Below are 21,664 nucleotides of genomic sequence, written 5' to 3'. Positions count from 1 at the left end.
CACCATAACCAGGAGACCATCATGCACATGGAGCCAGGCAAGTTTGGCCAGGACAATCTGTTCAAGGCGCGCTACGGCAACTACATCAACGGCCAGTGGGTGGAGCCCCTGAGCGGGCAGTATTTCGAGAACGTCACGCCCATTACCGGCAAGCCCTTCTGCGAGATTCCTCGCTCGAACGAGGCGGACATTGAACGCGCACTGGATGCGGCCCATGCCGCCAAGCGCGCCTGGGGCAAGACCTCGACCACCGAGCGCTCGGGCATCCTGCTGAAGATTGCCGATCGCATGGAGGCCAACCTGGAAAAGCTGGCCACGGCGGAGACCTGGGACAACGGCAAGCCGATCCGCGAGACGCTCGCGGCGGATATCCCCCTGGCCATTGACCACTTCCGCTACTTTGCCGGCTGTGTGCGGGCGGAGGAGGGCAGTATCGGCGAGATCGACCACACTACCTACGCCTATCACTACCGTGAGCCGCTGGGTGTGGTCGGGCAGATCATTCCCTGGAATTTCCCCATCCTGATGGCTGCCTGGAAGCTGGCGCCGGCGCTGGCCGCCGGCAATTGCGTGGTATTGAAGCCGGCCGAGCAGACGCCGGCCTCCATCCTGGTGCTGCTGGAACTGATCGGTGACCTGCTGCCGCCGGGCGTGCTCAATGTCGTCAATGGCTTTGGCCTCGAGGCGGGCAAGCCGCTGGCATCCAGCAAGCGCATCGCCAAGATCGCCTTTACCGGCGAGACCAGTACCGGTCGCCTGATCATGCAGTACGCCAGCCAGAACATCATTCCGGTCTCGCTGGAGCTGGGTGGGAAGTCACCCAATATCTTCTTTGGCGATGTCTGTGCCAAGGATGACCGCTACCTCGACAAGGCGATCGAGGGCTTCGTGATGTTTGCGCTCAACCAGGGTGAAGTCTGTACCTGTCCCTCGCGCTCGCTGGTGCATGAGTCCATCTATGACCAGTTCCTGGAAAAGGCCCTCAAGCGGGTGGCCGCGATCAAGCAGGGCAACCCGCTCGAGCGCGACACCATGATTGGCGCGCAGGCCTCGCAGGAGCAATTGGACAAGATCCTGGGCTATATGGATATCGGCAAGGCCGAAGGCGCGGAATGCCTAATTGGTGGGGGGCGGCAGATGCTGCCCGGGCCGCTGGAGGGTGGCTACTACGTGAAGCCCACGGTCTTCGCCGGTCACAACAAGATGCGTATTTTCCAGGAGGAGATTTTCGGGCCGGTGCTGTCGGTGACCAAGTTCCGCAATGAAGAGGAAGCCATCGCCATCGCCAACGATACCAACTTCGGCCTGGGGGCCGGCCTGTGGACCCGCGACATGAATACGGCTTTCCGGGTGGGGCGTGCGGTCGAAGCCGGCCGGGTCTGGACCAATTGCTACCACGCCTATCCGGCCCATGCGGCCTTCGGGGGCTACAAGCAATCGGGCATCGGGCGCGAGAATCACAAGATGATGCTGGATCACTACCAGCAGACCAAGAACCTGCTGGTCAGCTATAGCGATGATCCGCTCGGGTTCTTCTGATCGTCTCTCTGCATGAGGTTGTCTACGTCATTGCCCCGCTTCAGCGGGGCTTTTTTATGGCTGCACCGGCTATCCGCGCGGGCGAACTTCGGCCCCGGGTGGCAGTCCGTGGGAGATGCTCTCCGTCCTCCTTGCCTGCCTGTTGCTGGTCGCGCTGACCACGGTGTTCCACTACGAGATACTGCGCGCGCTGAGCGCAGGCTTGCCGCGCTTGCCCATCCCGAGCCGCAGCAAGTTGCTGGTGGTGTTCTTTGCGGCGTTTGGAGCGCATGCGCTGGAGATGGCGCTGTATGGCACCGCCCTGTTCGGGCTGGTGCACTACGCGGGGGCTGGCATGCTCAATGGCCCGGCGGGGTTCTCGCTGACCAGTTGCCTGTATTTCTCGGCAGAGACCTACACATCCCTGGGCTTTGGCGATCTCACGCCGTCTGGTCCGGTGCGGTTGCTGGCAGGCGCAGAGGCCTTGAACGGCCTGCTGCTGATCGGCTGGTCGGCGTCTTACATCTATATCGCGATGGAGCGGTTCTGGCGCATGGACGGCGCAGACAACCCTTGAGGAAGGAACGCCCTGCCAACGCAGGCTGACAGGGCGGACAGGGCTTAGTAGACGATCTTGAAGGAGCGGACCAACTGGACTGCCGAGCTTGGGCCAAAAGCGTTATTGAAGATACGCACGGCTTCACCGGTGCTCTCGGCATCGACCAGGGCGTCGTTCACGGCTTTCTGCAGGCGCTTTTCACCTTTGCGCATACCCACGGCCAGGACTTCCGAGGCGATGGGGACATCGGCTACTTCATACTCGCCACGAGCCTTGAGCTTGGCGAGGTTGCCCAGCATGGTGGCTTCGGGGCCGGATGCACCATCGCACTTGCCGCCGGTGAGGCCGGCGAGGGTGTCGTCATAGTCATCCATGTTCAGGATGGTGACCTTGGAGGAGACGCCCTGCAGCAGCTTGGCATTGGTGGTGCCCTTGGGTACGCAGATGGTCATGGTGTCGAGCTGGTTCAGGTTCTGGAACTTGCCCTTCTTGGCCAGCATCTTCTGGGTGGAGATGAAGTAGCCGACGCTGAAGTCGATTTCCTTCTCGCGCTCGCTGGTCTTGCTGAGCGAGGCGAACACGAGGTCGACACGGCCGTCCTTGATGGAGGGCAGGCGATCAGCGGGTTCGAGAGTCTTGAAGACCGGCTTGACGCCGAGTTTCTTGGCGACGTAATTGGCAAATTCGATATCGTAGCCAAACACCACGCCACGCTTTTTGTCGAAGTAGCCGAATGGTGGGGAGTTCTCGCGAACGCCGATCACGACCTCGCCTTTTGCCTTGATCTTGTCCAGGTCATCGGCCAGGGCAGGCAGGGCTGCGACGCCGAGCAGGCCAATCAGTAGTAGTCGTTGCATGGGTGGTCCTTTGTAGGATTTATAGGTTTTGGGAGGGTTTGCATTCGATCATAGTCAATCATCGCGGAAACGACGGGTTTTGGTGCCTGACCATGATTGGTATTTCATTGATTGCTTATTGGCGATGCTTATAAGCAGATTTGCTATTTTAATCAATAGCCTGTTGCAGCTTGATGGCTCGGTTCCCCGCCTGGAAATGAACGATCATTTTCTTTGCCGTGCCAGTGCTCCTCCGGTTTTTACTCGCATCTACAGGAGTGCCCAACTTGCCTGCCACCTTGCTGATTCGTCCGGTACAACTCGCCGATCATGCCGCGTGGCTGCCGCTATGGGAGGGTTACAACGCCTTCTATGGCCGCTCCGGTCCGACTGCGCTGGCGGAGGAAGTCACCCGTACCACCTGGAGGCGGTTCTTTGAGGCTACGGAGCCGGTGCATGCGCTGGTGGCGGAGCAGGATGGGATGCTGCTGGGGCTGGCGCACTACCTGTTCCATCGCAGTACCACGGCGCTGCAGATGTCCTGCTATCTGCAGGATCTCTATACGGTGGAGACCGCCCGTGGCGGTGGTATCGGCAGAGCGCTGATCGAGGCGATCTATGCCTGCGCTCGGGAGGCCGGATCACCACGCGTCTATTGGCAGACGCACGAGACCAACCAGACGGCGATGCGGCTATATGACCAGGTGGCCGAGCGATCGGGCTTTCTGGTCTATCGCAAGCTGTTCTGAATGCGTTATGGGCCTTTGCGCTTGTGCGATGACCAGTGCACATGGGCAATGCGCCATTCGCCATTCAGCCGCTTGAGCACGATGGTCTCGGTCCCCGCGTGCTGGGTCGGGGTCTTGCCCCGCGCATCGAGGGTTTCGGTCTCGGCGGTGACAAGGGCCAGGTCGCCTGTCTCCATCATGTTGCGTTTGAGTACGTGAGTTGGGCTGATTTTGGCGTAGGCTATGTCCTCGGGCAGGTGATGGCTGGCGTATTCCTTACGGGATCGCTCTACATAGCCAGATTCGTAGATCAATACATCCGGTAGTAGCAAGGCCTCGACCTCCGCCTGCTTGCCGGCGGCCATGCTGGCATGGAAGGTTTCGACGACTTCCATCGGGCTGAGCGGCGCCGCCAGGGTAAATAGCGGTATGGCGCACAGAAGCAAGCGGATCGTATTCGTCATGGTCTACGGCCTTCAATCGGTAAGTGGGTGCCAGTATCCACGCCTGGCGTGGGGTGTGGCTACCCGGGCAGCCAAAAGATATGAGCGGCGCCCGGACGATGTACCGGATGCCGCTCATGAACAGTGGGATTGTCTGTTGGCCTACAACTACTTCCAACCGGGAACCCAGTGACTGGCGTCACCCAGTTCCCGCCAGGGCAGCCTATAACTGCGGCGGGTGAGTATGGCTTCCAGATGCAGCCATATCACGGCGCCGCCCGGCACGTCTGGTTCTTCTACCTCGGTGACCAGGAAGTGCTTCTCGCGGTGCTGTGGGGTGACGGCGGTCCACTTGCTCAGCAGCAGCTTCTTGGGGTGGACCGCATTGCGTCGATCAGGCTTTCTTGACCCAGGCACTGCACCATCCTTTGCTGGCTACGAGTTTATTGCCCAAGGCCGGGCAGGGTCCCCAGGCGTCACCCGCCTTGCCCTGGAACAGCATGCAGTTACCGCAGTCCTGGTTGGCAGCGTGCTTGGGGTACTTGGCCTTGTCGACCTTGCTGGTATCCATCTTGTAACCGAGGCTGGCGGCGGTAGGGTCAGTTTCGCTGGCTTTCTCCGGGGCGGCTAGTACGCCAGGGGAGAGAGCAATGACGCCGGCAGCGGGGACGAGTTGAAACATAAAGCGACGACGTGGGTTCATGACGTGCTCCTGGTTGCGATCGGGGTTTACGAGTAAACTTTATTTGTATTGTACAAATAGTGTACAAGTATTTTGGCACTTGTTGCGATCCGATTCCTCAAACGGATTCGTACCAAGTTGCAACCGAGGTATAGATGAAGAACTCACGCAAAGTTGCCGTGATTGGCGCCGGAATGGCCGGTTTGTCTTGTGGTACCGCGCTGCAGGCCGCTGGCTGGGACGTGCTTGTGCTGGACAAGAGTCGTGCTACCGGTGGTCGGATGAGTACCCGGCGTGGCGATGATTGGCAGTGTGATCATGGCGCGCAGTATTTTACCGCCCGCGATCCGGCATTCCATGCCGAAGTGGCGCGCTGGCAAACGGCCGGTGCGGCCGGTATATGGCGGCCCCGCTTGATCGCTATCGATGCGGAGGCGCGTCGGCCCGTAGAGGGGCAGGTGACGCGGTTTGTCGGTACGCCGCGTATGACCGCCCCAGCCCGCTTGCTGGCTGCCGGGCTGGATATTGCTACTTTCCAGACGATTCAGCGCATCGCGCCGGTCGCGCGGGGGTGGCAGTTGTACAGCAAGGAGGCGGGGTTGCTGGATGAAGTCTTCGATGCCGTGCTGCTGTCAGTACCCGCGCCGCAAGCAGTTCCCCTGCTGGTTGGCATTGCCCCAGACTTGGCAGATGTCGCCGGCAAGGTCCGCATGCAACCAAGCTGGGCTATGGCCTTGCAGTTTGAGGCTCCGCTGGGCTTGAGCTTCGACGCGGCTTTCGTCAATCAGGGGCCTTTGCGTTGGCTGGCGCGGGATAGCAGCAAACCGGGAAGGGAAGGGCGCGAGACCTGGTTGCTGCATGCGACTGCCGAGTGGAGCGAAGCCCATATCGAGGAGAGCGGCGACACGGTTGCGGCTGCCCTGCTGGCGGCCTTTGTCGAGCTGGGCGGTACTGCGCCGGCAAGCTGGTCTATCCACCGCTGGCGCTACGCGGATACAGACCCACTACCGCCGATCGGGTCAATCTGGAATCCGGCCTTGGGGCTCGGCCTCTGTGGAGACTGGCTCCATGGTGGCAAGGTGGAGGGAGCATGGTTGAGTGGCCAGGCATTGGCCAGGCAGATGACGGTCCAGACCCTGTAGAAACAACAACGCCCGGTCGGACCGGGCGTTGCGTGACCGACGGTGCGGTGAGACTTAGCTGCGGATCTTGCCGCTGCTGTCCAGTACCGTCATGTCGATGAACTGCGAACCGTTGTGATTGCTGGCCGAGTAACGGACGCGGAAGCCGCCCATGTCGTAGTCGCCCATGCTTTCCAGTGCGTTGATCAGCTTGTCGCGGGTCAGGTCACGACCGGCGCGCTTGAGGCCTTCCACCAGGATACGGGCGCCGAGGTAGCCTTCCATGCTGGGGTAATCCACGCTGGCGACGTCTGTGGCTTTCAGCATCTTCTGGTATTCCATCGATACCGGCTTGACGGCGCTATAGGGCGACGGGGTGACTTGCGACACCATGACGCCGCTGCCGTCTTGCTTCAGCTCGCCAACCAGCGCTTCGGTGCCGACAAAGCTCACGTTGTAATACGGGCCCATGAAGTTGCGCGAACGGGCGGAGGCAATGAAGGCGGCGCTCGACTTGTAGGCGGCAACCATGAACACGGCGTTGGCCGGCTTCTTCATGACCAGCTCTTCCACGGCCTTGTTGACGTCCACGCTGTTGCGCTGAACGGTGGCGGTGGCGTTGATGGTGATCTTGTACTTGGCGGCCGCATCCTGCATGGCCTTGAGGCCGGAAGCACCGAAGGCATCGTTCTGGTAGAACACATTGATGCTGCTCATGCCGAGCTTGGCCATGGAGCTGGCGATTTCCTCGGCCTCGTCACGGTAGCTCGCCCGCACGTTGAACACATAGCGGTTGAACGGAGCGCGCAGGCTGTCTGCACCGGTGTACGGCGCAATGAAGGGGATGCGTGCCTGGTTGATCTGCGGCAGGGAGGCGTTCGAGGTCGGGGTACCGACGTAGCCGAACAGGGCGAACGCGTTTTCCGATTCGATCAGCTTCTTGGTGTTGGCGGCAGCACGCTCGGGCTCGTAGCCGTCGTCCAGGGTGACCAGACGGATCTTGCGACCGTTGATGCCACCCTTCTTGTTGATCTGTTCGAAGTAGGCCTTGGCACCGCGTGCCACGCCCTTGCCCAGCTCAGCTGCCGGGCCGGAGGTGGCGGCCGATTGGCCGATGATGATTTCGCTATCGGTAACGCCGGTTTCTGCTTGGGCAAACAGAGAGGTTGCGAGCAGGCTGCTCAGCATGATTGCTTTCATTTTTCTATTCCCTACGTATCAAAATTCGGCCGCATTGCGGTTTGTGGCAATGTCGGAATTCGGCGAGGCAAAGTACAAATGCCACCTGGCTGGAAGCTAGGCGGCGATCGACTGTGGTTAAATCCGAATGTGCTAATTTTCCATGATGAGGGCATAGCCGCGTAAGTGGGGTTAACCACATGCGGGCGGCTAAGTAGTTTCATCAGTGCTACAGGCGATTGAAAATACAGGGAATATTGGCAATATTGCCGTCATGTCGTTGTGCTACAGGAGCCGCCGGTTTGCGCAAATGGTCTTGTCAGCGATACCTCAAGCGGCGCGCCGCATATTGCGCAGGGACTTGATGTGGTCGTGATTGGCGATCACGCCTTCATACTGCCGTATCACCACTTCACGCACCCAGGTCGGTAGTTCCAGGCCCAGTGCCTTGCCGTACTCGGTTTCGGCTCTGTCCTCGCCTCGCTCGCATTCTTCGAGCATCGCCAGGTCGTCATCGCTGCTCAGGCCGCTGCGTACCGTGACCCAGCCACGGTGAACTGCGCCGATCAAGCTGCCGCCTTCCTCCGCCACCCCGCCATGCTGGCGCACCAGTGCCTGCAGCTCATCTGCCGCCAACTGGCATTCGCCTGCACGCTTCAGAAAGATGCTCTTGATCGCATTGGTGCCGGTGTGACGTGCGCATTCGTTGAAGCCGTACTCGCCGTCCTTGCAGACTTCGATCAGGCCATTGAGCGCATCGATGATTTGTTCGCTGTTCATTGTGTGCTCCATTCGCCAAAGAGGAGAGTAAGCGTCCTGCAGCAAACCCTATTCCTGCCGGGATGGCAGTGCTTGTAGTTTGATACGCGTTCGATTGCCCCTCGCTGCCAGATGTAACTATCGCCTTGTCCGATGTAAGTCTTGCATGGGCGATGAGCGGTGAATGGCGGCGTGATGAGGCGGGCATCCGACTTGAGGCGTCTTGCAGTGGATCTGCCGGCAGGCACAGCGTGTGCGGAGTAAGCGGTGTCATCGGTAACTTGTGATGACAGCGAATTCCGCAGAAGGAGCACGTCATGCGTATTCCCCACAGCAGTACCGTGGCCATCCTGGCACTTTCTCTCAGTGTCTTTGCCATCGACGGCACACCCGATGTGCAATCCAATGTCGCGGCGGTGGACCGGGACTTTGTCAGTGCCGCTGCCGTAGCCGGTGCGACCGAGATCGAGGCGAGCAAGCTGGCCTTGCAGCGATCGCGGGACAAGGATGTCCGGCAGTTCGCCAAGCATATGCTTGTCGAGCATCGCCGCATCCAGGCTGGCCTGGTGAAAGTGGTCAGGCAGGTCGGCATGATGATGCCGCCCACCAAGCCGGACGAGGAGGTCATGGCCGACCTCAAGCAGGCTTCAGCCGATACCTTCAACCATCAGTATCTCGATAGCGTTGCGGTTAAGGCCCATATGAAGGCGGTCGAGCTGTTCAGCCATCAGGCCGAGCGGGGGCAGACCCTGATGGTGCGTAAGTGGGCGGCCAGCACCCTGCCGGCGATCCAGCAGCATTTCGAGATGGGCAGGGCACTGGCGGCCAGCAAGCAGATTGCGCAATAAATGGGGCGCGCGCTATTTGGATTCGTAGTCACCGCGATCGGCTGCATCCAGCATGCGCTTTATCGTTCCATCCTGATGCAGCTTGGCCAGGCCGCGGTTGAACGAGGCCATGAGTGCTGTGGCTCCTGGCAGGGCCTTGCCAATGGCGAGCCGTGATTGCTTCTCGGACAGGTATTGGCGTGAATCGACCAGCCTGGCGCGCTCCACCGGGCTGAACTTGCTGGCCAGCAGGTGGTAGCCCACACCACGGTTCAGTGCCACGGCGTCGAGCCGACCGGCAAGCAGCTTGCGAAGGTTGGTTTCGTCATTGCTGGCACTCTCGGTGCTGAGGCTGCCATCTGCTACGGTTTTGTCGAAAGCGTCCCCGTAGGAATAACCCAGCGTAATGCCGATGACCTTGCCCTTCAGATCGGCCAGCGTATTGAACTCGACCGGTTTCTCCTTGCGGAAGAACAATACCTCGCGGGACAGGATGACTGGATCGCTGAACAGCAGCGTCTGGGCGCGCTCGTCGGTCATGACCCAACCGGGCGAACCATCGATCTTGCCATGTTCGGCCAGCAGCAGCGCGCGCTTCCAGGGGTAGAAGTCATACCGGACCGATAGTCCTTCGCGAGCGAAGGCCATTGTGACGATATGCGCAAAGACGCCATTCTCTTTGAGTGCGGCAGAAAAATACGGCGGCCATTCCCCGATACCCAGGACCAGGGCCTTGTCCGCGGCATAAGACGGCAATGGCGCCAGGCAAAGCAGGATAGGCAACAGGAGGAGATGAACAGTTCGCATGGGCTTGCCTGGGTCTCTACTGGGTATTGGCCCGATCTCTGCCTGGTCTGGTTGGCCGGGCAGAGAGCAGATGCATGTCAGCATAGCAGCACAAACGTGCCGAGACGCTGAGGGGCGAGACCTGCTCAGGCAGGCTGTGCGAGCAGGCGGCGGATGGTCGCCTCGGTCTCGGCATAGGCGCCTTCCCCGAAGTGGCGATAGACCACTCGCCCGCCCTTGTCGATCAGGTAGACCGCCGGCCAGAAGCGGTTGTTGTAGGCATCCCAGGTAGCGTACTCGTTGTCCTGGGCGACCGGGTAACGGATGTCGAAGCGCTTTAGCGCATCCTGCACGTTGGCGGTGGAGCGCTCGGCCGGGAATTCCGGCGTATGCACGCCAATCACCACAAGACCCTGGCTCTTGTACTTGTCATGCCATTGCTTCACATAAGGCAGGGTATGAACGCAATTGATGCAGGTGTAGGTCCAGAAGTCGACGAGTACGACCTTGCCGCGCAGTTGCTTGACGGTGAGGGGCGGCGAATTCAACCAGCTGCCGAGGCCGGTGAATTCCGGCGCGGGGGTAGGGTTGCTCAGCGGGGCGGCTTGCGCACCGATCGCAACGGTGGCCAGGGTGGCGGAGACCAGCAGGGTCTTGAGCAGAGAGATCATGGCAACATCCTTGTGAGGGTCGACGAACCGGCAGGCCGGGTATGGGGTGCATTCAAACGCGCCCATGTATCCGGCATGTGTTGCAGACGCTGCCCGGGTGCAATGTTTTGTATCCCCGTCGAGGGCAGATACATAGTGATACACAGTGGGATTCGGCCGGGGCTATAAAGCGGGCATTGCCAACTCTGGAGCCCATCATGTCCCAGCAGCTGTACACCGGTTCTTGCCACTGTGGTGCGGTACGGTTTGAAGTCAGCACCGCCATCACCCCGGCCATGCGTTGCAACTGCAGTCTTTGTCGGCGCAAGGGCGCTTTGATGTCGCCGTCGTTTCCCGCCGCGGACCTGCTTATCGTCAGTGGCGAGGATGCCCTGACCCTCTACCAGTTCAATACCCGCGTAGCCCGGCATTACTTCTGCAAGCATTGCGGTATCTATCCTTTCCACCAGACCCGTACCAACCCCTTGTTGTGGCGCGTCAATCTGGGCTGCCTGGACGAGGTGGATGTCTATGCGCTGGAGACCGGCGTGGGCGATGGTGCCAGCCTGTCGGTGGTGGAGGATGCCTGATGGCCTGGGCACCCTGGATGAGGCCCCGTACGGTACTGGGGGGAGGGCGACGTGAGCTATGATATGGCCATGGATGCCAAGGACCATGTACTGATAGTCGACGACGACCGGGAGATACGGACGTTGCTTGCCGCCTACCTGGAGAAGCACGGGATGCAGGCGTCGCCAGCCGCCAGCGGCCGCCAGATGCGGGCGGTGCTGGAGCAAGGTCCGGTGGACCTGATCATCCTTGATCGCATGCTGCCCGGTGAAGATGGCCTCGCCCTATGCCGAGAGCTGCGTGCGGGCAAATGGCGCACGATACCGGTGCTGATGCTGACCGCCCTGGGGGACGAGACCGAACGGGTGCTCGGGCTGGAGATGGGGGCGGACGACTATATGGCTAAGCCCTTCGCGATCCGCGAGCTGCTGGCCCGTATCCGTGCCGTACTGCGACGGACGCGCATGCTGCCGCCTAACCTGCAGGTCACCGAGGCGGTGCAGTTGCTGGGCTTCGGTGATTGGCAGCTCGATACCACGGCCCGGCATCTGCTCGACGCCGACGGCATGATGGTGGCGCTCAGCGGGGCCGAGTACCGCCTGTTGCGGGTCTTCCTCGATCATCCGCAACGGGTGCTGACCCGTGATCAGTTGCTGAACCTGACCCAGGGGCGCGATGCCGATCCCTTCGATCGCTCGATCGACCTGCTGGTCAGCCGGTTGCGGCAGCGTCTGCGCGACGATGCTCGTGAGCCGCGCTATATCAAGACGCTGCGCAACGAGGGTTATGTGTTCTCGTCCAAGGTGGAGATGCACGAGGCGCAGCCATGACACCAGCCACCTTGCGCTGGTGGCCGCAGACCCTGTTTGCGCGTTTGACGGTGATCCTGGTTGTAGGGCTGGTGCTGGCCCATGCGCTGTCCTTCTACCTGGTCGTGTACGAGCGTAGCCAGGCCAGTTCTACCATGATGCTCGGCTACCTTGAGCAGGACATCGCGAGCTCGGTCGCCTTGCTGGAGCGCTTGCCCAGTGCCGAGCGTGCCGACTGGTTGCCACGGCTGGCACGCAGCAACTATCACTTTCTGCTGGAGCCTGGTCAGACCGGTGCGGCACCGGATACCGCACGGACAAAGCGGGTGTCGGCATCCATCAGCCGTGCGCTGGGACAGCCGTACGCGGTCAGCAGCAATCTGCTGCCAGGGAGTGATGACCGCCTGCAGATGCATCTGCAATTGCGGGACGGCACGCCCCTGACCCTTGAGCTGCGCTTGAACCGCATGATGCTGTCGCCCTGGCTGCTGGCGGTACTGGCCGCGCAGTTGCTGCTGATCTGCGCCTGTACCTGGCTGGCGGTGCGATTGGCGACCCGCCCCCTCGCGCAACTGGCCACGGCTGCCGATACGCTGGGGCTTGATCTGAAGGCCGCGCGCCTGTCCGAGGACGGCCCGACCGAGGTGGCTCGCGCTGCAACGGCGTTCAATGCCATGCAGGATCGCATCGCCGCGTCGGTCAGCGAGCGCATGCAGATCCTGGCGGCGATCTCGCACGATCTGCAGACGCCGATCACCCGCATGCGGTTGCGGGTGGACATGATGGACCCGGATACCCAGAGCACCGCCTTGCAGCGTGACTTGAAGGAAATGGAAGGCCTGGTACGGGAGGGCTTGACCTATGCGCGCACCTTGCACGCCACGGCGGAAGTGCCACTCAGGCTGGACCCGGATGCTTTTCTCGACAGCCTGGTGCTGGACTATCTGGATGCCGGCAAGTCCGTGACCCTGCAGGGCAAGGTCGGTGGCCCGCTGGTGGGGCGGCCGCAAGCCTTGCATCGCATACTCAGCAACCTGGTCGACAACGCGCTGAAGTTCAGCGGCGCGGCAGAGCTGTTTGTGGAGGTGCAGCCTGACGGGCAGGTCTGCATCGCGGTCTGTGACCGGGGCGAGGGCATTCCGGCCGACCAGTTGGAGGCGGTGTTCCAGCCGTTCTACCGGTTGGAGGCTTCGCGTAATCGCGATAGTGGTGGGACGGGGCTGGGACTGGCCATAGCCCGTCAGCTGGCGTTGGCGATGAATGCGACGCTCACCTTGCATCACCGCGATGGCGGCGGCCTGGCGGCGCGGCTGATCCTGCCTGTACGGTCAGTGCAACAGTCCGAATAAAATCTGGTGAACGTTCGTTCTCTTTGGGCTAGACTGCCCGTATGGAAAACTTCACCATCCCCGCCAATACCGTGGTCCACAGCGCCTGGCTCGCTGTGGCAGGCAAACCGCTTCCGCAGACGCTGGGCAAGATCTGCCGGGTCGCCATTCCGGAGCATCCGGTCCAGTTGGGCCTGTTTGACCTGGGCGCTCCTGCGCCAGCGGCAACGGCGGCAGAACGTTCTGAGGTCGATCTTTCCAGCTTGCAGGACATGCTGATCGAAAACCCGGAAGCCGCATTCGTGCTGTTCGTTCGCTCCGGTTGCCTGCCGGAATTGCGGGTCAGCGACAACGATATGCTGCTGATCGACCGGGCCCTGCAGCCATTGAATGAATGCTCGGTACTGGTCAGCCTGGATGGCGTGATGATGGTCAAGAAGCTATTGATCGCCGACGATCAGGTTCACCTGCTGCCGCTGGATGACGAAGGCCCCAAGGTTGCGGTACCCGGTGGACATGAGCTGAAGATCTGGGGCGTGGTGACCAGTGTGATACGCCGACCGGTGCGTGGCTTTGATTGAGGCCAGTTGTCTGGCTGTGGCCCGGCTTGCCTTGATATTCCTGACTTAAGACTTTCTATGCGGCACGCCATTACTTTGATTGCCTGGCAGGATCTGGATGCGTACCAACGCGCCGCTGTCGCGGGCTTGCAGATCAGTACGGTGCAGATTGAGTACGCCGGTAGCGTGGAGCGGGCGATACAGGCTTGTGAATCGGATACCAAGGGCGAGGTGCTGGGCGTCGCCATTCTGTGTGACCAGCACATTGCGGGTTTTCTGACTTGCAAGCGGGGTAGTAGCGCTCCGGGTTGGGTGCCGGCCGATGCGGTGGTGATCAGCGGCTTGCGGATCGACCAAGCTTGGCAAGGTCGCGGCATGGGGGTGAAGGCGCTGCGCTTGTTGCCCGTCTGGTTGCAGCGGCAGTGGCCGGATGCAATGCAGATCGTGCTATCGGTTGATGAGGAAAACGTCGCCGGGATTCGTGCTTATGAAAAAGCAGGCTGGGTGGATACCGGCGTGCGCCTGCAGGGGCGTATTGGTTGGGTCAGGCAGATGCGCCATGTCGGCGTGCAGGCGTCTGCACCTGAAACCCGCGCCGTGATACTCCAGGACTACCAGCCGGATTGGCCGGAGCGCTTTGCGGCGTACCGTAGCCAGTTGGCCGGGATATTCGCGGGGGCTGAGGTGGCGATAGAGCACATCGGCAGTACCTCGGTTCCTGGTCTTGCCGCCAAGCCGATTATCGACATCCTGCTGGGTAGCGACGGGCTGGCGGTTTATGAATCCCGTATTCCGGGTTTGGCCAAAGCGGGCTTTGAATATGTCGACAAATATGAAGACCAGCTTCCGGAGCGACGCTACTTTGTACTCCGGAAGGGGAGTGAGCCGCTTTGCCACGTCCATGCCGTGGTGCTGGGTTCTGCTTTCTGGCGGGAACACCTGGCTTTTCGCGATGCCTTGCGCAGCAGGCCGACCGTGCAGCAGGCCTATCTGGACCTCAAACGTGATCTGGCGCAGATGCATGCGCATGATCGACAAGCCTACGCGGCGGCCAAGTCGCCCTTTATCCGCAGCGTGATTGATGCCTGCTGATCTTCGGTGGGTCTGAGGGCCGACGGGCGTGGGCGGAGTCTCAGCCCGGCCTGAGCAGTTTCCCGCCCCAGCTGGCCGGGTCGATATCGGCGATGGATTGAGAGAAGGTCCAGCAATGTCCACCCGGGTCTTCCACCGAGTATTGACGTTCTCCGTAGGGATAGTCGGCCGGCGCCGAGAGTATGCGTGCTTCGGCGCGCTGGGCTTGCGCATAGTGGCTGGCGACATCCGCTACCCGAACCATCACCGAGTGCCCCGGCCCGCCGGCGGCGCTCATCGGCCCGGCAAGGCGGACCGTCACCACGATGGCCGCGTCGCCCAGGCTGAGCTGGGCGCGATGGTCGCCTATCTGTAACCGTTCCTCGAACCCGAAGGCCTTGCTGAGCCACTGCACGGCATCGCGCACATTGGGGTAGGCGAGGACCGGGGTGATGGTGCTGGTCACCATGGACCGGTTGGGCGGAAGTGGGGAATGCGCGGACATGAGTGAGCTTTCCGGATGGGCCAGGTCTCAATCTAGAACATCGTGAACGCGGCTGCGCGCGGTGCCATGCGCCGTGGATTGCTCCAAGGAAGGCTTGCAGAACGGCTGTTGCCGGCTAGGGATGGATCTTCTCGTGATTTTCCAGCATCGCCACGAACTGCGCGATCTTCCTGGCACGCGTTTCGGCTTTCTTGACGGTCTGTATCCGGTACAGCATCGCGTAGCGGTTGGCACCATCCAGTGTCGTGAAGAACGCCTTGGCGGCGTCGTTGGCATCCAGTGCCGCCTGGAAATCGGCCGGCACGGTCGCCTTGCTGGGCGAGTCGTAGGCAGCATCCCAACGGCCATCCTGCCTGGCTCGTTCGACCTCCGCGAGGCCGGCGGGCTGCATCCGGCCATTGTCGATAAGGGCAGTCGCCTTGTCTCGGTTGATCTTGGACCAGGGGCTCCTGGGCGCACGCCGCGTGAACTTCTGCAGCCAGAATTCTGCATTGTCGGGTTTCTTGTGACCATCTATCCAGCCATGGCATAGGGCGATCTCTACGGCCTCGGCATAGGAAACTGTTGGGGTATTACAACCCTTTTTGGCCAGCCGCAGCCAGATCCCGGCGGCGTCTGCCTGATGCTCGATCAGCCAGGATTCAAAGGCCGTGGCGTCCGCGAACTGGATCACGGGCTGTTCGGCGGGGGCGGGGCGTGTGGCTGGCATGAGGGTATAGGGATGTTCCAGGCGATCGTCGGCACAGCATGCCATGTCCTTCCGGCATAGAATACGGCCCCATGCCAAACCGGCTATGACCACCTGGCCTGACCATGCCCGCTTCTCCGGTACACGATGCCGGACGTAACCGGATGGATACAGGTTGATTCCTCAACTCGGAGAGTGCCTTGTCATCTCTAAAAAACAAACTGCCGGCCATCCCTGATGGCGCTGGCGCGCTGTTCTTCATCCAGACCTTTGCTACCCTCGGCTTTGCCGTGCTGTATTCGACCCTGGTCCTGTATGTGACCCAGCATCTGGGCTTCGCTGCCAAGGATGCCACGGCCATCATGGGCGTGTTCGGCGCCTTCAACTACGGTCTGCACCTGTTTGGTGGTTATCTCGGCGGGCGCTTCCTGAGCAACCGCAATCTGTTCGTGGGTGGGATGGTGCTGCAGGTTATCGGCTGCGCCATCATTGCCGGGGGCACGGCTGCGCTCATGTACTGGGGGCTGGCCCTGTTCCTGACGGGTAGCGGCTTGAACGTGACCTGCCTGAACATGATGCTGACCCAGCGTTTCGCCCCGGAAGACACCCGTCGTGAAGGTGCCTTCCTGTGGAACTATGCGGGCATGAATATCGGCTTCTTCGTCGGCTTCACCGTCGCGGGACACTACCAGCTGACGCAGAGCTACCCCAGCCTGTTCATCTTCGCTACCCTGGGCAACATCGCCGCCATCATCCTGTCCATCCTTAACTGGAAGACACTGGCCGACCGCAATACGCCGCTGCTGGACGCCACGCCCAGCCAGTTCCGTGCCCGTTTCGCCATCGGCATGGCCATCCTGGTAGGCCTCGTGCCCATCATCTGGATCATGCTGCGCAATACCGGCTCGACCGAGACCATGCTCAAGGCTGTGGCGGCCGTGGTTGCACTGTCGTTGATCTACCTGACGATGAAGCATCGTGATCGTCGGGAAAAGAACAACATGTGGGCCTACCTGATTCTGACCTTCGGCTCGCTGGTGTTCTGGTCGCTGTACCAGATGGCACCGAACGGCCTGCAGCTGTTTGCCGTCCACAATGTGGACCGTATGGTTTGGGGCTTTGAAGTGGCACCGCAATGGATCCAGAACATCAATGCGGGCGTGATCGTCATCGGTGGTCCGTTGATGGCGTACCTGTTCAGCCGCTTGCGTAACCGCGGCTGGAATATCGACGTGCCCAAGCAGTTCGCCGTTTCGCTGATCCTCATGGGACTGGGCTTCCTGGCCTTGCCGCTGGGCATCTCGTTGGCGGACAGCAAGGGCATGGTCGCATTCGAATGGCTGTTCCTCAGCTATGTGCTGCAAAGCGTGGGTGAACTGCTGATCTCGCCGGTTGGCTACGCAATGATCGGCAAGCTGGCCCCGCGTCAGTACCAGGGCGTCATGATGGGTAGCTGGATGCTGGTGACCGGTGTGGCTTCGCTGTTTGCGGGTGATTTCTCTGGCATGATCCCCGAGCCGACGGGCACGACGGCGGTCGCCACCAACCCGGTCTATGCCAAGCTGTTTGCCGAACTGGGCTGGGGTAGCGTGATCGTCGGTGTGGTGCTGGTCGTACTGATCCCCTTCCTGCGCAAGCTGATCAAGGACAAGGACGTTGCCGTGGAAGCGCAGCTTCAGCCGGCCGTCGCTGGCGCCTGATTTCCGCAAGGTTGCCTGCCAGGCAAAGGACGGCCACCGGGGTAAGCCCAGTGGCCGTTTTTTTGTTTAATCAGGCATGGTCAGTCAGATATGGGTGGGGATGCCGACCAGTTTGTCAGGGTTGCGCACGGCGTACATCTCAGTGATGTGCTCGCCGTCGGTGACCACCGACAGGGCCATCTCGAGCTGGCCGTTCACATAGCGAAGCAGGCCGGGCTCGCCGTTGATCTGCACCATCTGGTACACCACGCCGTCCTCGTATTTCTTCCAGGCCGCCCAGAACAGGTTGGCGATCCGCTCGGCACCGCGGACGATCCCCATGAAGGAGGTGACCTTGCCACCGCCGTCGCCCACGATCGCGACGTTCTCGTCCAGCAGGGCCTTCACCGCATCGCGCTGGCCACTCTGTGCCGCCAGCATGAACTTCTCCAGGATGCGACGATGTGCATCCAGCGGCACCGTAAAGCGCGGCCGCTCCTGCTGCACCCGCTCGGTTGCCCGGTGCACCATCTGTCGGCAGGCTGCCTCGCTCTTGCCCAGTAGCGTGGCGACTTCGTCATAGTCGTGATCGAACACCTGCCGCAGCAGGTAGGCTGCCCGTTCTTCGGGTGTCAGGCGCTCCAGCACCCACATCAGTGCGACGGAGAGGTCACTGGCGAGTTCGACAGCGGTTTCCGGTGTGTGCTCGTCCATCTCCACCAAGGGCTCCGGTAGCCACCAGCCGACGTAGGATTCCCGCTCGGTCTTGGCCGCGCGCAGTCGGTCTATGGCGATGCGCGTCACGACCGTGACGAGCCAGGCTTCGGCCGATTGCAGTGCCGCCTGATCGGCGCTGTGCCAGCGCAGCCAGGCATCCTGCAGCACATCCTCGGCATCGGCCCGGGTACCCAGCATGCGGTAGGCGATGGCAAAGAGGCGGGGTCGCAGGGTGGCGAAAAGGCTGGCATCGGTGGTCATGGTTCGCTCGATGGGTGAGTAACAATACGGATAAGACGCAGCAGAGCGCCTGTTTGTGACAGACCGGCAAAGAAAAGTGTCTTGCCTTTCGAGTTCCAGGCCAGTCTGGCCCGCCGCTACTGACGCCTCACACTCGCAGATGGTTGGATATGGTAGGTCAGTGCCGCCGCAATGCAGAATCTGAGCGCATCCAAGGAGACGGTATCCTGGTCACCAAAGCGTAGGGCGCGATTGCCTTCGAAGCGGAAGTCCTTGGGGAACAGCGTTCGGAAGGTTTCGACCAGGCGGGTCTGGCAATGAAAGTAGATGGCGTACTCGCTTGGGGCCGATAGCTTCCATCCGAGGCGGATGGTGCTGCCGCTATGCGTCTCCGGGGTGAGGTAGGCCGGTTCACCCCATTTCAGCGTCTCTTCTATCCTGTCGACCTCCGTCTTTGCCTGAGCCGTATCGAATATCAGCTCGCGCAAGGTCAGCAACTGCTGCCGTATGGCAGGAGGATAGGCGGCGAAGACCTGTTCAACGGCGGCCTGATGAAAGGGCGTCATGGGTCGAGGGCCTTTGTGGGCGGCAAGACGCCATAGCCAGGCTTGCCGTAGACACCCGGCATCGTATTGATGCTGACCAGCTCCACATCGGGCGTGCGTTTCACGAATGCTTCGAGCCCACGCAGGGATTGTCTATCCGCCGTGCATCCTTCCACATAGACGAAGTGCCGCTGGACGGTGACCCAGAGCGTGGCATGGCGGAACTGCTTGCTGGCGGCAAAGCGCTGCTTCAGGTCCGCGGCGATCTCCGCATCGTAAAGGTAGGCATTGGCCCGCTTGCACTTGCCGGCGAGCCAGCAACTGGTGCCGCGCTCCGTGCGCCAATGGGCCTGTTGTTTCATCTCGGCCTCGGTCGTGTAGGGGCCTGCGGGAACGGGACATGCTGGCAGTGCGTTGCGAATCTGGAAGTAGGGATCGTTGTACCAGTTCCGCAATGTCGTCTCCGCCTGTGTTGTCAGGCCGATCAGAAGCAACAGGGCTGCGGGTCCGTTCACTTGCTTTCCCTGCGGGCAGTTCGTGCCGGTGCTTATTCCCGTTCGGCTGAGACCCGCTTTACATACACCGGAGTAGGCGTACCGGTGACCAGCGCCACCATCAGGTAGTGCTTTTCGTCCGGGCTGGCCTTGAAGCGATAGCTGCAGAAGGCGAAGGCGTCATTATGCAGACAGGTGGGGTCGATCTGCTGCAAGGTTTTGGCCGGGAAGAAGCGCTGGATATCGGTATCGACCGACTCACGCAGCGCACAGTCCTTTTCGCAGGTGATGTCTTCCCAGCTGCCATCTTCCTTCTTCTGTTCCAGCTTCCATTTGCCCTCAGCCGTCGAGACATGGAAGCGCATTGTCGTTTCGGTCTGGTCGCGCCGCATGACCACATAGGTGCCGGCGTCGGCGGTATCGAATGCCTGGGCCAGCGGAGCCAGCAGGACACAAAACGTAAGAAGGAGAGAGCGCAGCATGGTCTTGTAAGGCGAGAAGCGCAGCCGACGGTGTTCGGCTGCATAAGGATCAAGGATTACGCTTGAGACGAATTGTCTCTATGGCGAGGGCGGCTTGCTGCAACCCCTCGGCCGGGACGCGCTTGAGGTCCTGGGTTTGCAGCAGGAACAGGTTTTGTCCGGAGAGTACCGTATACAGCGTGCCGGTGACTTCCTTGCCTTGCAGTTTGCCGGTCCAGGTGCCACGGGCGGCCGGCAGGCCACTGATCTTCAGCCGCTCGGGTGGCGCCGCCATGAAGCTATCCCGATGCCGCGACATATCAGCCATGTTCTCTGCCAGGTGGCGATTGGCGACCTTGATCAGGTCTTCGTCGCCCATGGTGGCCGGCTTCTTGTCCAGTTTGGTGACGGTGACCTGCAGGACGGTCTTGGTGGGGTCGTCGGGATAGCTTTTGCTGAAGATCAGCGTGTAGCGCTGTTCGTTCTGCTTGCGTACCAGTGGGCCGCTGAAGCCGGCAGGTAGATCAATGCTGATATCGGTGTTCTCGTAGGGAGCGGACATGGCGGGGAGGGCGAGCAGGCTACACAAAAAACCGATCAAGAAACGACGTCGCAACATAGGGCGCATCCTTCAATGGAGTGGGTAAGCCAGTCCGCAGGGGCCGGCCGCTACCTGAGTAGGGGTGATCTTGCCACAGGCTGCCGCTGGCTGGTGTCATGCACTACCTCGCTTGCTTGTTCCGGAACCTATTTGCCGGGTGCGATGGTCGGGCCGTGCGCCGGCGCCAGTGGCTGAGAATACAATAGCAGCTCCATCATGCGCGGGCCTGGGCCTGTGCGACCGGACTGCCGACACTCTAGCGACCCGGTCCGGGAAAAGCATCCTCCATATGGGGGAATGGCGGACGGGAACGACCCGGGCTACCTCGGCTTACCATCCGTCCTTGCTGACAGAATGACAATACCTACGATGCGTATCGCCCTGCTTGGTAACGCCGGGTCCGGAAAATCCACCCTTGCCGGACAACTGGCCGATCGGTACCGGATTCCCGTGCTGGATCTCGATACCCTGGTCTGGGAACCCGGCCAGATCGCCGTGCCGCGTGACGCCGGGTTGGTTCGAGGGGATGTGTTGCGCTACTGCCAAGGGCATGCGGACTGGATCATCGAAGGGTGCTATGCCGATCTGGTGGCCATCGTGCTGGTCCACCAGCCGGAGCTTCTGCTGCTGGACCCCGGCGAGGCTGCCTGCCTGCAACACTGCCGGGCCAGACCCTGGGAGCCACACAAGTATGCAAGCCGCGCCGAGCAGGATGCCAAGCTGGACTTTCTACTGGCGTGGGTGCGCGACTACTATGTACGGGATGGAGATATGTCGCTGGCTGGGCATCTCGCACTCTACCGGGCGTATTCCGGCCCCAAGCGGCATATCACGATGGCTGACAACCAGAACCTGTTCGCATGACGCGCAAACTTCATCACCTCATCTGCTTGCTGCCATGCCTGTTGCTGGCCCCGGTAAGCCAGACCGGTTGTGCCAACCTGGCCATGGCCGACGCCACCGAACGGGTCAAGCTCAGCTATGTCTGCAGCGGCGAGGATCGTGACCGCTGCAACTACCTGCTGTTCAGCGAAGGCCGTCGCGTCAGCCTGATTCTCCGTCTGCGCCAGGGACAGACCCGTACACTGTCGGACCAGCCTGTCACGACCCGCTTTTGCATGTCGGCCAATGAAGAGCCCATCCCCGATCCCCGCACTTGCAGGCAGTTCTATTTCAACGGCAAGCCGGTACCAGAGCACATCACCATCTGAGGCAGCAGGACACTGTGGCTTTCTGCCGACAGCCTGGCGGGATGACATTTGAGGCTGGGCGCGGACAGCCGCTCGTTGTGATGTTGTCGGCTACTGT

The 21,664-nt window shown here is 61.2% G+C and carries 28 protein-coding genes; 13 read left to right on the top strand and 15 right to left on the bottom strand.

Going from position 1 to position 21,664, the window contains the following annotated elements; translation table 11 throughout:
• The first annotated feature begins 21 nt into the window (after positions 1–21).
• Together adh and ACYVHK_RS10175 are read left to right on the top strand one after the other, a co-directional pair.
• Positions 22–1,539 carry an aldehyde dehydrogenase family protein gene (gene adh, locus ACYVHK_RS10180; protein ID WP_460530828.1) on the top strand — a complete coding sequence of 506 codons (1,518 nt, stop codon included), beginning with the start codon at positions 22–24 and terminating at the stop codon, positions 1,537–1,539.
• A gap of 115 nt (positions 1,540–1,654) precedes the next feature.
• A complete protein-coding gene (locus tag ACYVHK_RS10175; RefSeq protein WP_460530825.1) occupies positions 1,655–2,095 on the top strand; it encodes a potassium channel family protein in 441 nt (146 codons plus the stop codon).
• A gap of 44 nt (positions 2,096–2,139) precedes the next feature.
• Here ACYVHK_RS10175 and ACYVHK_RS10170 read toward each other — a convergent pair whose 3' ends face one another.
• Positions 2,140–2,934, bottom strand: a complete 795-nt coding sequence (locus tag ACYVHK_RS10170; protein WP_460530822.1) for a type 2 periplasmic-binding domain-containing protein — start codon at positions 2,932–2,934, stop codon at positions 2,140–2,142.
• Between the two features lie 266 nt (positions 2,935–3,200).
• Between ACYVHK_RS10170 and ACYVHK_RS10165 the strand changes: the two genes are divergently transcribed.
• Entirely contained in the window at positions 3,201–3,662 is a 462-nt protein-coding gene (locus tag ACYVHK_RS10165; RefSeq protein ID WP_460530819.1) for a GNAT family N-acetyltransferase, read from the top strand.
• Positions 3,663–3,667: 5 nt separating this feature from the next.
• Here the strand turns inward: ACYVHK_RS10165 and ACYVHK_RS10160 are convergent, their stop codons facing one another.
• The 3 genes from ACYVHK_RS10160 to ACYVHK_RS10150 all read right to left on the bottom strand — a co-directional run bounded on the left by ACYVHK_RS10160 (position 3,668) and on the right by ACYVHK_RS10150 (position 4,787).
• Positions 3,668–4,105, bottom strand: coding sequence for a YybH family protein (locus ACYVHK_RS10160; protein WP_460530816.1), 438 nt, complete (start codon positions 4,103–4,105; stop codon positions 3,668–3,670).
• Between the two features lie 147 nt (positions 4,106–4,252).
• Positions 4,253–4,501 carry a TIGR02450 family Trp-rich protein gene (locus ACYVHK_RS10155; protein ID WP_460530813.1) on the bottom strand — a complete coding sequence of 83 codons (249 nt, stop codon included), beginning with the start codon at positions 4,499–4,501 and terminating at the stop codon, positions 4,253–4,255.
• Positions 4,479–4,787: a high-potential iron-sulfur protein gene (locus ACYVHK_RS10150; RefSeq protein ID WP_460530810.1), complete on the bottom strand. Its 309-nt coding sequence runs from the start codon at positions 4,785–4,787 to the stop codon at positions 4,479–4,481. Before ACYVHK_RS10150 ends, ACYVHK_RS10155 begins: the two co-directional genes overlap by 23 nt.
• A 134-nt stretch (positions 4,788–4,921) precedes the next feature.
• Between ACYVHK_RS10150 and ACYVHK_RS10145 the strand changes: the two genes are divergently transcribed.
• The gene (locus ACYVHK_RS10145) at positions 4,922–5,908 is read left to right on the top strand and encodes an NAD(P)/FAD-dependent oxidoreductase (RefSeq protein WP_460530807.1); all 987 of its coding nucleotides are present in this window, start codon (positions 4,922–4,924) and stop codon (positions 5,906–5,908) included.
• A gap of 54 nt (positions 5,909–5,962) precedes the next feature.
• Here the strand turns inward: ACYVHK_RS10145 and ACYVHK_RS10140 are convergent, their stop codons facing one another.
• Complete coding sequence (locus tag ACYVHK_RS10140) at positions 5,963–7,087, bottom strand: ABC transporter substrate-binding protein (protein ID WP_460530804.1); 1,125 nt, start codon at positions 7,085–7,087, stop codon at positions 5,963–5,965.
• Positions 7,088–7,396: 309 nt separating this feature from the next.
• Positions 7,397–7,846 carry a ferritin family protein gene (locus ACYVHK_RS10135; RefSeq protein ID WP_460530801.1) on the bottom strand — a complete coding sequence of 150 codons (450 nt, stop codon included), beginning with the start codon at positions 7,844–7,846 and terminating at the stop codon, positions 7,397–7,399.
• 296 nt (positions 7,847–8,142) lie between these two features.
• On the opposite strand from ACYVHK_RS10135, the gene ACYVHK_RS10130 reads away from it, so the two are divergent.
• On the top strand, positions 8,143–8,673 hold the full coding sequence (locus tag ACYVHK_RS10130) for a DUF4142 domain-containing protein (RefSeq protein ID WP_460530798.1): 531 nt from the start codon (positions 8,143–8,145) through the stop codon (positions 8,671–8,673).
• A 12-nt stretch (positions 8,674–8,685) separates the two neighbouring features.
• Here ACYVHK_RS10130 and ACYVHK_RS10125 read toward each other — a convergent pair whose 3' ends face one another.
• Together ACYVHK_RS10125 and ACYVHK_RS10120 are read right to left on the bottom strand one after the other, a co-directional pair.
• On the bottom strand, positions 8,686–9,459 hold the full coding sequence (locus ACYVHK_RS10125; protein ID WP_460530795.1) for a substrate-binding periplasmic protein: 774 nt from the start codon (positions 9,457–9,459) through the stop codon (positions 8,686–8,688).
• A 125-nt stretch (positions 9,460–9,584) separates the two neighbouring features.
• Positions 9,585–10,109: a thioredoxin family protein gene (locus ACYVHK_RS10120; RefSeq protein WP_460530792.1), complete on the bottom strand. Its 525-nt coding sequence runs from the start codon at positions 10,107–10,109 to the stop codon at positions 9,585–9,587.
• Positions 10,110–10,306: 197 nt separating this feature from the next.
• On the opposite strand from ACYVHK_RS10120, the gene ACYVHK_RS10115 reads away from it, so the two are divergent.
• The 5 genes from ACYVHK_RS10115 to ACYVHK_RS10095 are packed head-to-tail and all read left to right on the top strand — an operon-like array spanning position 10,307 to position 14,447.
• The gene (locus ACYVHK_RS10115; protein WP_460530789.1) at positions 10,307–10,678 is read left to right on the top strand and encodes a GFA family protein; all 372 of its coding nucleotides are present in this window, start codon (positions 10,307–10,309) and stop codon (positions 10,676–10,678) included.
• A 51-nt stretch (positions 10,679–10,729) separates the two neighbouring features.
• The gene (locus ACYVHK_RS10110; protein ID WP_460530786.1) at positions 10,730–11,488 is read left to right on the top strand and encodes a response regulator transcription factor family protein; all 759 of its coding nucleotides are present in this window, start codon (positions 10,730–10,732) and stop codon (positions 11,486–11,488) included.
• The gene (locus tag ACYVHK_RS10105; RefSeq protein ID WP_460530783.1) at positions 11,485–12,816 is read left to right on the top strand and encodes a sensor histidine kinase; all 1,332 of its coding nucleotides are present in this window, start codon (positions 11,485–11,487) and stop codon (positions 12,814–12,816) included. The genes ACYVHK_RS10110 and ACYVHK_RS10105 overlap by 4 nt, the downstream gene beginning before the upstream one ends.
• Positions 12,817–12,857: 41 nt before the next feature.
• Complete coding sequence (locus ACYVHK_RS10100; RefSeq protein WP_460530780.1) at positions 12,858–13,376, top strand: LexA family protein; 519 nt, start codon at positions 12,858–12,860, stop codon at positions 13,374–13,376.
• A gap of 57 nt (positions 13,377–13,433) precedes the next feature.
• The gene (locus ACYVHK_RS10095) at positions 13,434–14,447 is read left to right on the top strand and encodes a GNAT family N-acetyltransferase (protein WP_460530777.1); all 1,014 of its coding nucleotides are present in this window, start codon (positions 13,434–13,436) and stop codon (positions 14,445–14,447) included.
• Between the two features lie 40 nt (positions 14,448–14,487).
• Here the strand turns inward: ACYVHK_RS10095 and ACYVHK_RS10090 are convergent, their stop codons facing one another.
• Positions 14,488–14,931 (bottom strand): VOC family protein, encoded by a 444-nt coding sequence (locus ACYVHK_RS10090; protein ID WP_460530774.1) that lies wholly within the window; start codon positions 14,929–14,931, stop codon positions 14,488–14,490.
• Between the two features lie 115 nt (positions 14,932–15,046).
• Positions 15,047–15,685, bottom strand: coding sequence for a YdeI/OmpD-associated family protein (locus tag ACYVHK_RS10085; protein ID WP_460530771.1), 639 nt, complete (start codon positions 15,683–15,685; stop codon positions 15,047–15,049).
• Between the two features lie 134 nt (positions 15,686–15,819).
• Between ACYVHK_RS10085 and ACYVHK_RS10080 the strand changes: the two genes are divergently transcribed.
• Positions 15,820–17,319, top strand: coding sequence for a peptide MFS transporter (locus ACYVHK_RS10080; RefSeq protein ID WP_460530769.1), 1,500 nt, complete (start codon positions 15,820–15,822; stop codon positions 17,317–17,319).
• Between the two features lie 84 nt (positions 17,320–17,403).
• Here the strand turns inward: ACYVHK_RS10080 and ACYVHK_RS10075 are convergent, their stop codons facing one another.
• From ACYVHK_RS10075 to ACYVHK_RS10055, 5 genes are all read right to left on the bottom strand, one after another.
• Positions 17,404–18,276 (bottom strand): sigma-70 family RNA polymerase sigma factor family protein, encoded by an 873-nt coding sequence (locus ACYVHK_RS10075; protein ID WP_460530766.1) that lies wholly within the window; start codon positions 18,274–18,276, stop codon positions 17,404–17,406.
• A gap of 116 nt (positions 18,277–18,392) precedes the next feature.
• Positions 18,393–18,821 carry a DUF1801 domain-containing protein gene (locus ACYVHK_RS10070; RefSeq protein WP_460530763.1) on the bottom strand — a complete coding sequence of 143 codons (429 nt, stop codon included), beginning with the start codon at positions 18,819–18,821 and terminating at the stop codon, positions 18,393–18,395.
• Complete coding sequence (locus tag ACYVHK_RS10065; protein WP_460530760.1) at positions 18,818–19,315, bottom strand: BON domain-containing protein; 498 nt, start codon at positions 19,313–19,315, stop codon at positions 18,818–18,820. The genes ACYVHK_RS10070 and ACYVHK_RS10065 overlap by 4 nt, the downstream gene beginning before the upstream one ends.
• A gap of 32 nt (positions 19,316–19,347) precedes the next feature.
• Complete coding sequence (locus ACYVHK_RS10060) at positions 19,348–19,776, bottom strand: hypothetical protein (RefSeq protein WP_460530757.1); 429 nt, start codon at positions 19,774–19,776, stop codon at positions 19,348–19,350.
• A gap of 49 nt (positions 19,777–19,825) precedes the next feature.
• Positions 19,826–20,374, bottom strand: a complete 549-nt coding sequence (locus tag ACYVHK_RS10055; RefSeq protein WP_460530754.1) for a hypothetical protein — start codon at positions 20,372–20,374, stop codon at positions 19,826–19,828.
• Between the two features lie 351 nt (positions 20,375–20,725).
• Between ACYVHK_RS10055 and ACYVHK_RS10050 the strand changes: the two genes are divergently transcribed.
• Positions 20,726–21,220: a P-loop NTPase family protein gene (locus ACYVHK_RS10050; protein ID WP_460530751.1), complete on the top strand. Its 495-nt coding sequence runs from the start codon at positions 20,726–20,728 to the stop codon at positions 21,218–21,220.
• On the top strand, positions 21,217–21,567 hold the full coding sequence (locus ACYVHK_RS10045; protein WP_460530748.1) for a hypothetical protein: 351 nt from the start codon (positions 21,217–21,219) through the stop codon (positions 21,565–21,567). The genes ACYVHK_RS10050 and ACYVHK_RS10045 overlap by 4 nt, the downstream gene beginning before the upstream one ends.
• The last annotated feature ends 97 nt before the right edge of the window (positions 21,568–21,664 follow it).

This window comes from Chitinimonas naiadis (assembly GCF_054780835.1).
Note: the sequence above shows the minus strand (reverse complement) of the source record. Positions and strands in the feature narration are given on the sequence as shown.

Excerpts from the sequence above, each read along its gene's own strand:
- ACYVHK_RS10160 (WP_460530816.1), bottom strand. The coding sequence starts at position 4,105 with ATGACGAATACGATCCGCTTGCTTCTGTGCGCCATACCGCTATTTACC.
- ACYVHK_RS10140 (WP_460530804.1), bottom strand. The coding sequence starts at position 7,087 with ATGAAAGCAATCATGCTGAGCAGCCTGCTCGCAACCTCTCTGTTTGCC.
- ACYVHK_RS10070 (WP_460530763.1), bottom strand. The coding sequence starts at position 18,821 with ATGACGCCCTTTCATCAGGCCGCCGTTGAACAGGTCTTCGCCGCCTAT.
- ACYVHK_RS10075 (WP_460530766.1), bottom strand. The coding sequence starts at position 18,276 with ATGACCACCGATGCCAGCCTTTTCGCCACCCTGCGACCCCGCCTCTTT.
- ACYVHK_RS10145 (WP_460530807.1), top strand. The coding sequence starts at position 4,922 with ATGAAGAACTCACGCAAAGTTGCCGTGATTGGCGCCGGAATGGCCGGT.
- ACYVHK_RS10060 (WP_460530757.1), bottom strand. The coding sequence starts at position 19,776 with ATGCTGCGCTCTCTCCTTCTTACGTTTTGTGTCCTGCTGGCTCCGCTG.
- ACYVHK_RS10125 (WP_460530795.1), bottom strand. The coding sequence starts at position 9,459 with ATGCGAACTGTTCATCTCCTCCTGTTGCCTATCCTGCTTTGCCTGGCG.
- ACYVHK_RS10150 (WP_460530810.1), bottom strand. The coding sequence starts at position 4,787 with ATGAACCCACGTCGTCGCTTTATGTTTCAACTCGTCCCCGCTGCCGGC.
- ACYVHK_RS10175 (WP_460530825.1), top strand. The coding sequence starts at position 1,655 with ATGCTCTCCGTCCTCCTTGCCTGCCTGTTGCTGGTCGCGCTGACCACG.
- ACYVHK_RS10115 (WP_460530789.1), top strand. The coding sequence starts at position 10,307 with ATGTCCCAGCAGCTGTACACCGGTTCTTGCCACTGTGGTGCGGTACGG.
- ACYVHK_RS10090 (WP_460530774.1), bottom strand. The coding sequence starts at position 14,931 with ATGTCCGCGCATTCCCCACTTCCGCCCAACCGGTCCATGGTGACCAGC.
- ACYVHK_RS10050 (WP_460530751.1), top strand. The coding sequence starts at position 20,726 with ATGCGTATCGCCCTGCTTGGTAACGCCGGGTCCGGAAAATCCACCCTT.
- ACYVHK_RS10045 (WP_460530748.1), top strand. The coding sequence starts at position 21,217 with ATGACGCGCAAACTTCATCACCTCATCTGCTTGCTGCCATGCCTGTTG.
- ACYVHK_RS10120 (WP_460530792.1), bottom strand. The coding sequence starts at position 10,109 with ATGATCTCTCTGCTCAAGACCCTGCTGGTCTCCGCCACCCTGGCCACC.
- ACYVHK_RS10135 (WP_460530801.1), bottom strand. The coding sequence starts at position 7,846 with ATGAACAGCGAACAAATCATCGATGCGCTCAATGGCCTGATCGAAGTC.
- ACYVHK_RS10105 (WP_460530783.1), top strand. The coding sequence starts at position 11,485 with ATGACACCAGCCACCTTGCGCTGGTGGCCGCAGACCCTGTTTGCGCGT.
- ACYVHK_RS10100 (WP_460530780.1), top strand. The coding sequence starts at position 12,858 with ATGGAAAACTTCACCATCCCCGCCAATACCGTGGTCCACAGCGCCTGG.
- ACYVHK_RS10130 (WP_460530798.1), top strand. The coding sequence starts at position 8,143 with ATGCGTATTCCCCACAGCAGTACCGTGGCCATCCTGGCACTTTCTCTC.
- adh (WP_460530828.1), top strand. The coding sequence starts at position 22 with ATGCACATGGAGCCAGGCAAGTTTGGCCAGGACAATCTGTTCAAGGCG.
- ACYVHK_RS10085 (WP_460530771.1), bottom strand. The coding sequence starts at position 15,685 with ATGGCATGCTGTGCCGACGATCGCCTGGAACATCCCTATACCCTCATG.
- ACYVHK_RS10095 (WP_460530777.1), top strand. The coding sequence starts at position 13,434 with ATGCGGCACGCCATTACTTTGATTGCCTGGCAGGATCTGGATGCGTAC.
- ACYVHK_RS10055 (WP_460530754.1), bottom strand. The coding sequence starts at position 20,374 with ATGTTGCGACGTCGTTTCTTGATCGGTTTTTTGTGTAGCCTGCTCGCC.
- ACYVHK_RS10170 (WP_460530822.1), bottom strand. The coding sequence starts at position 2,934 with ATGCAACGACTACTACTGATTGGCCTGCTCGGCGTCGCAGCCCTGCCT.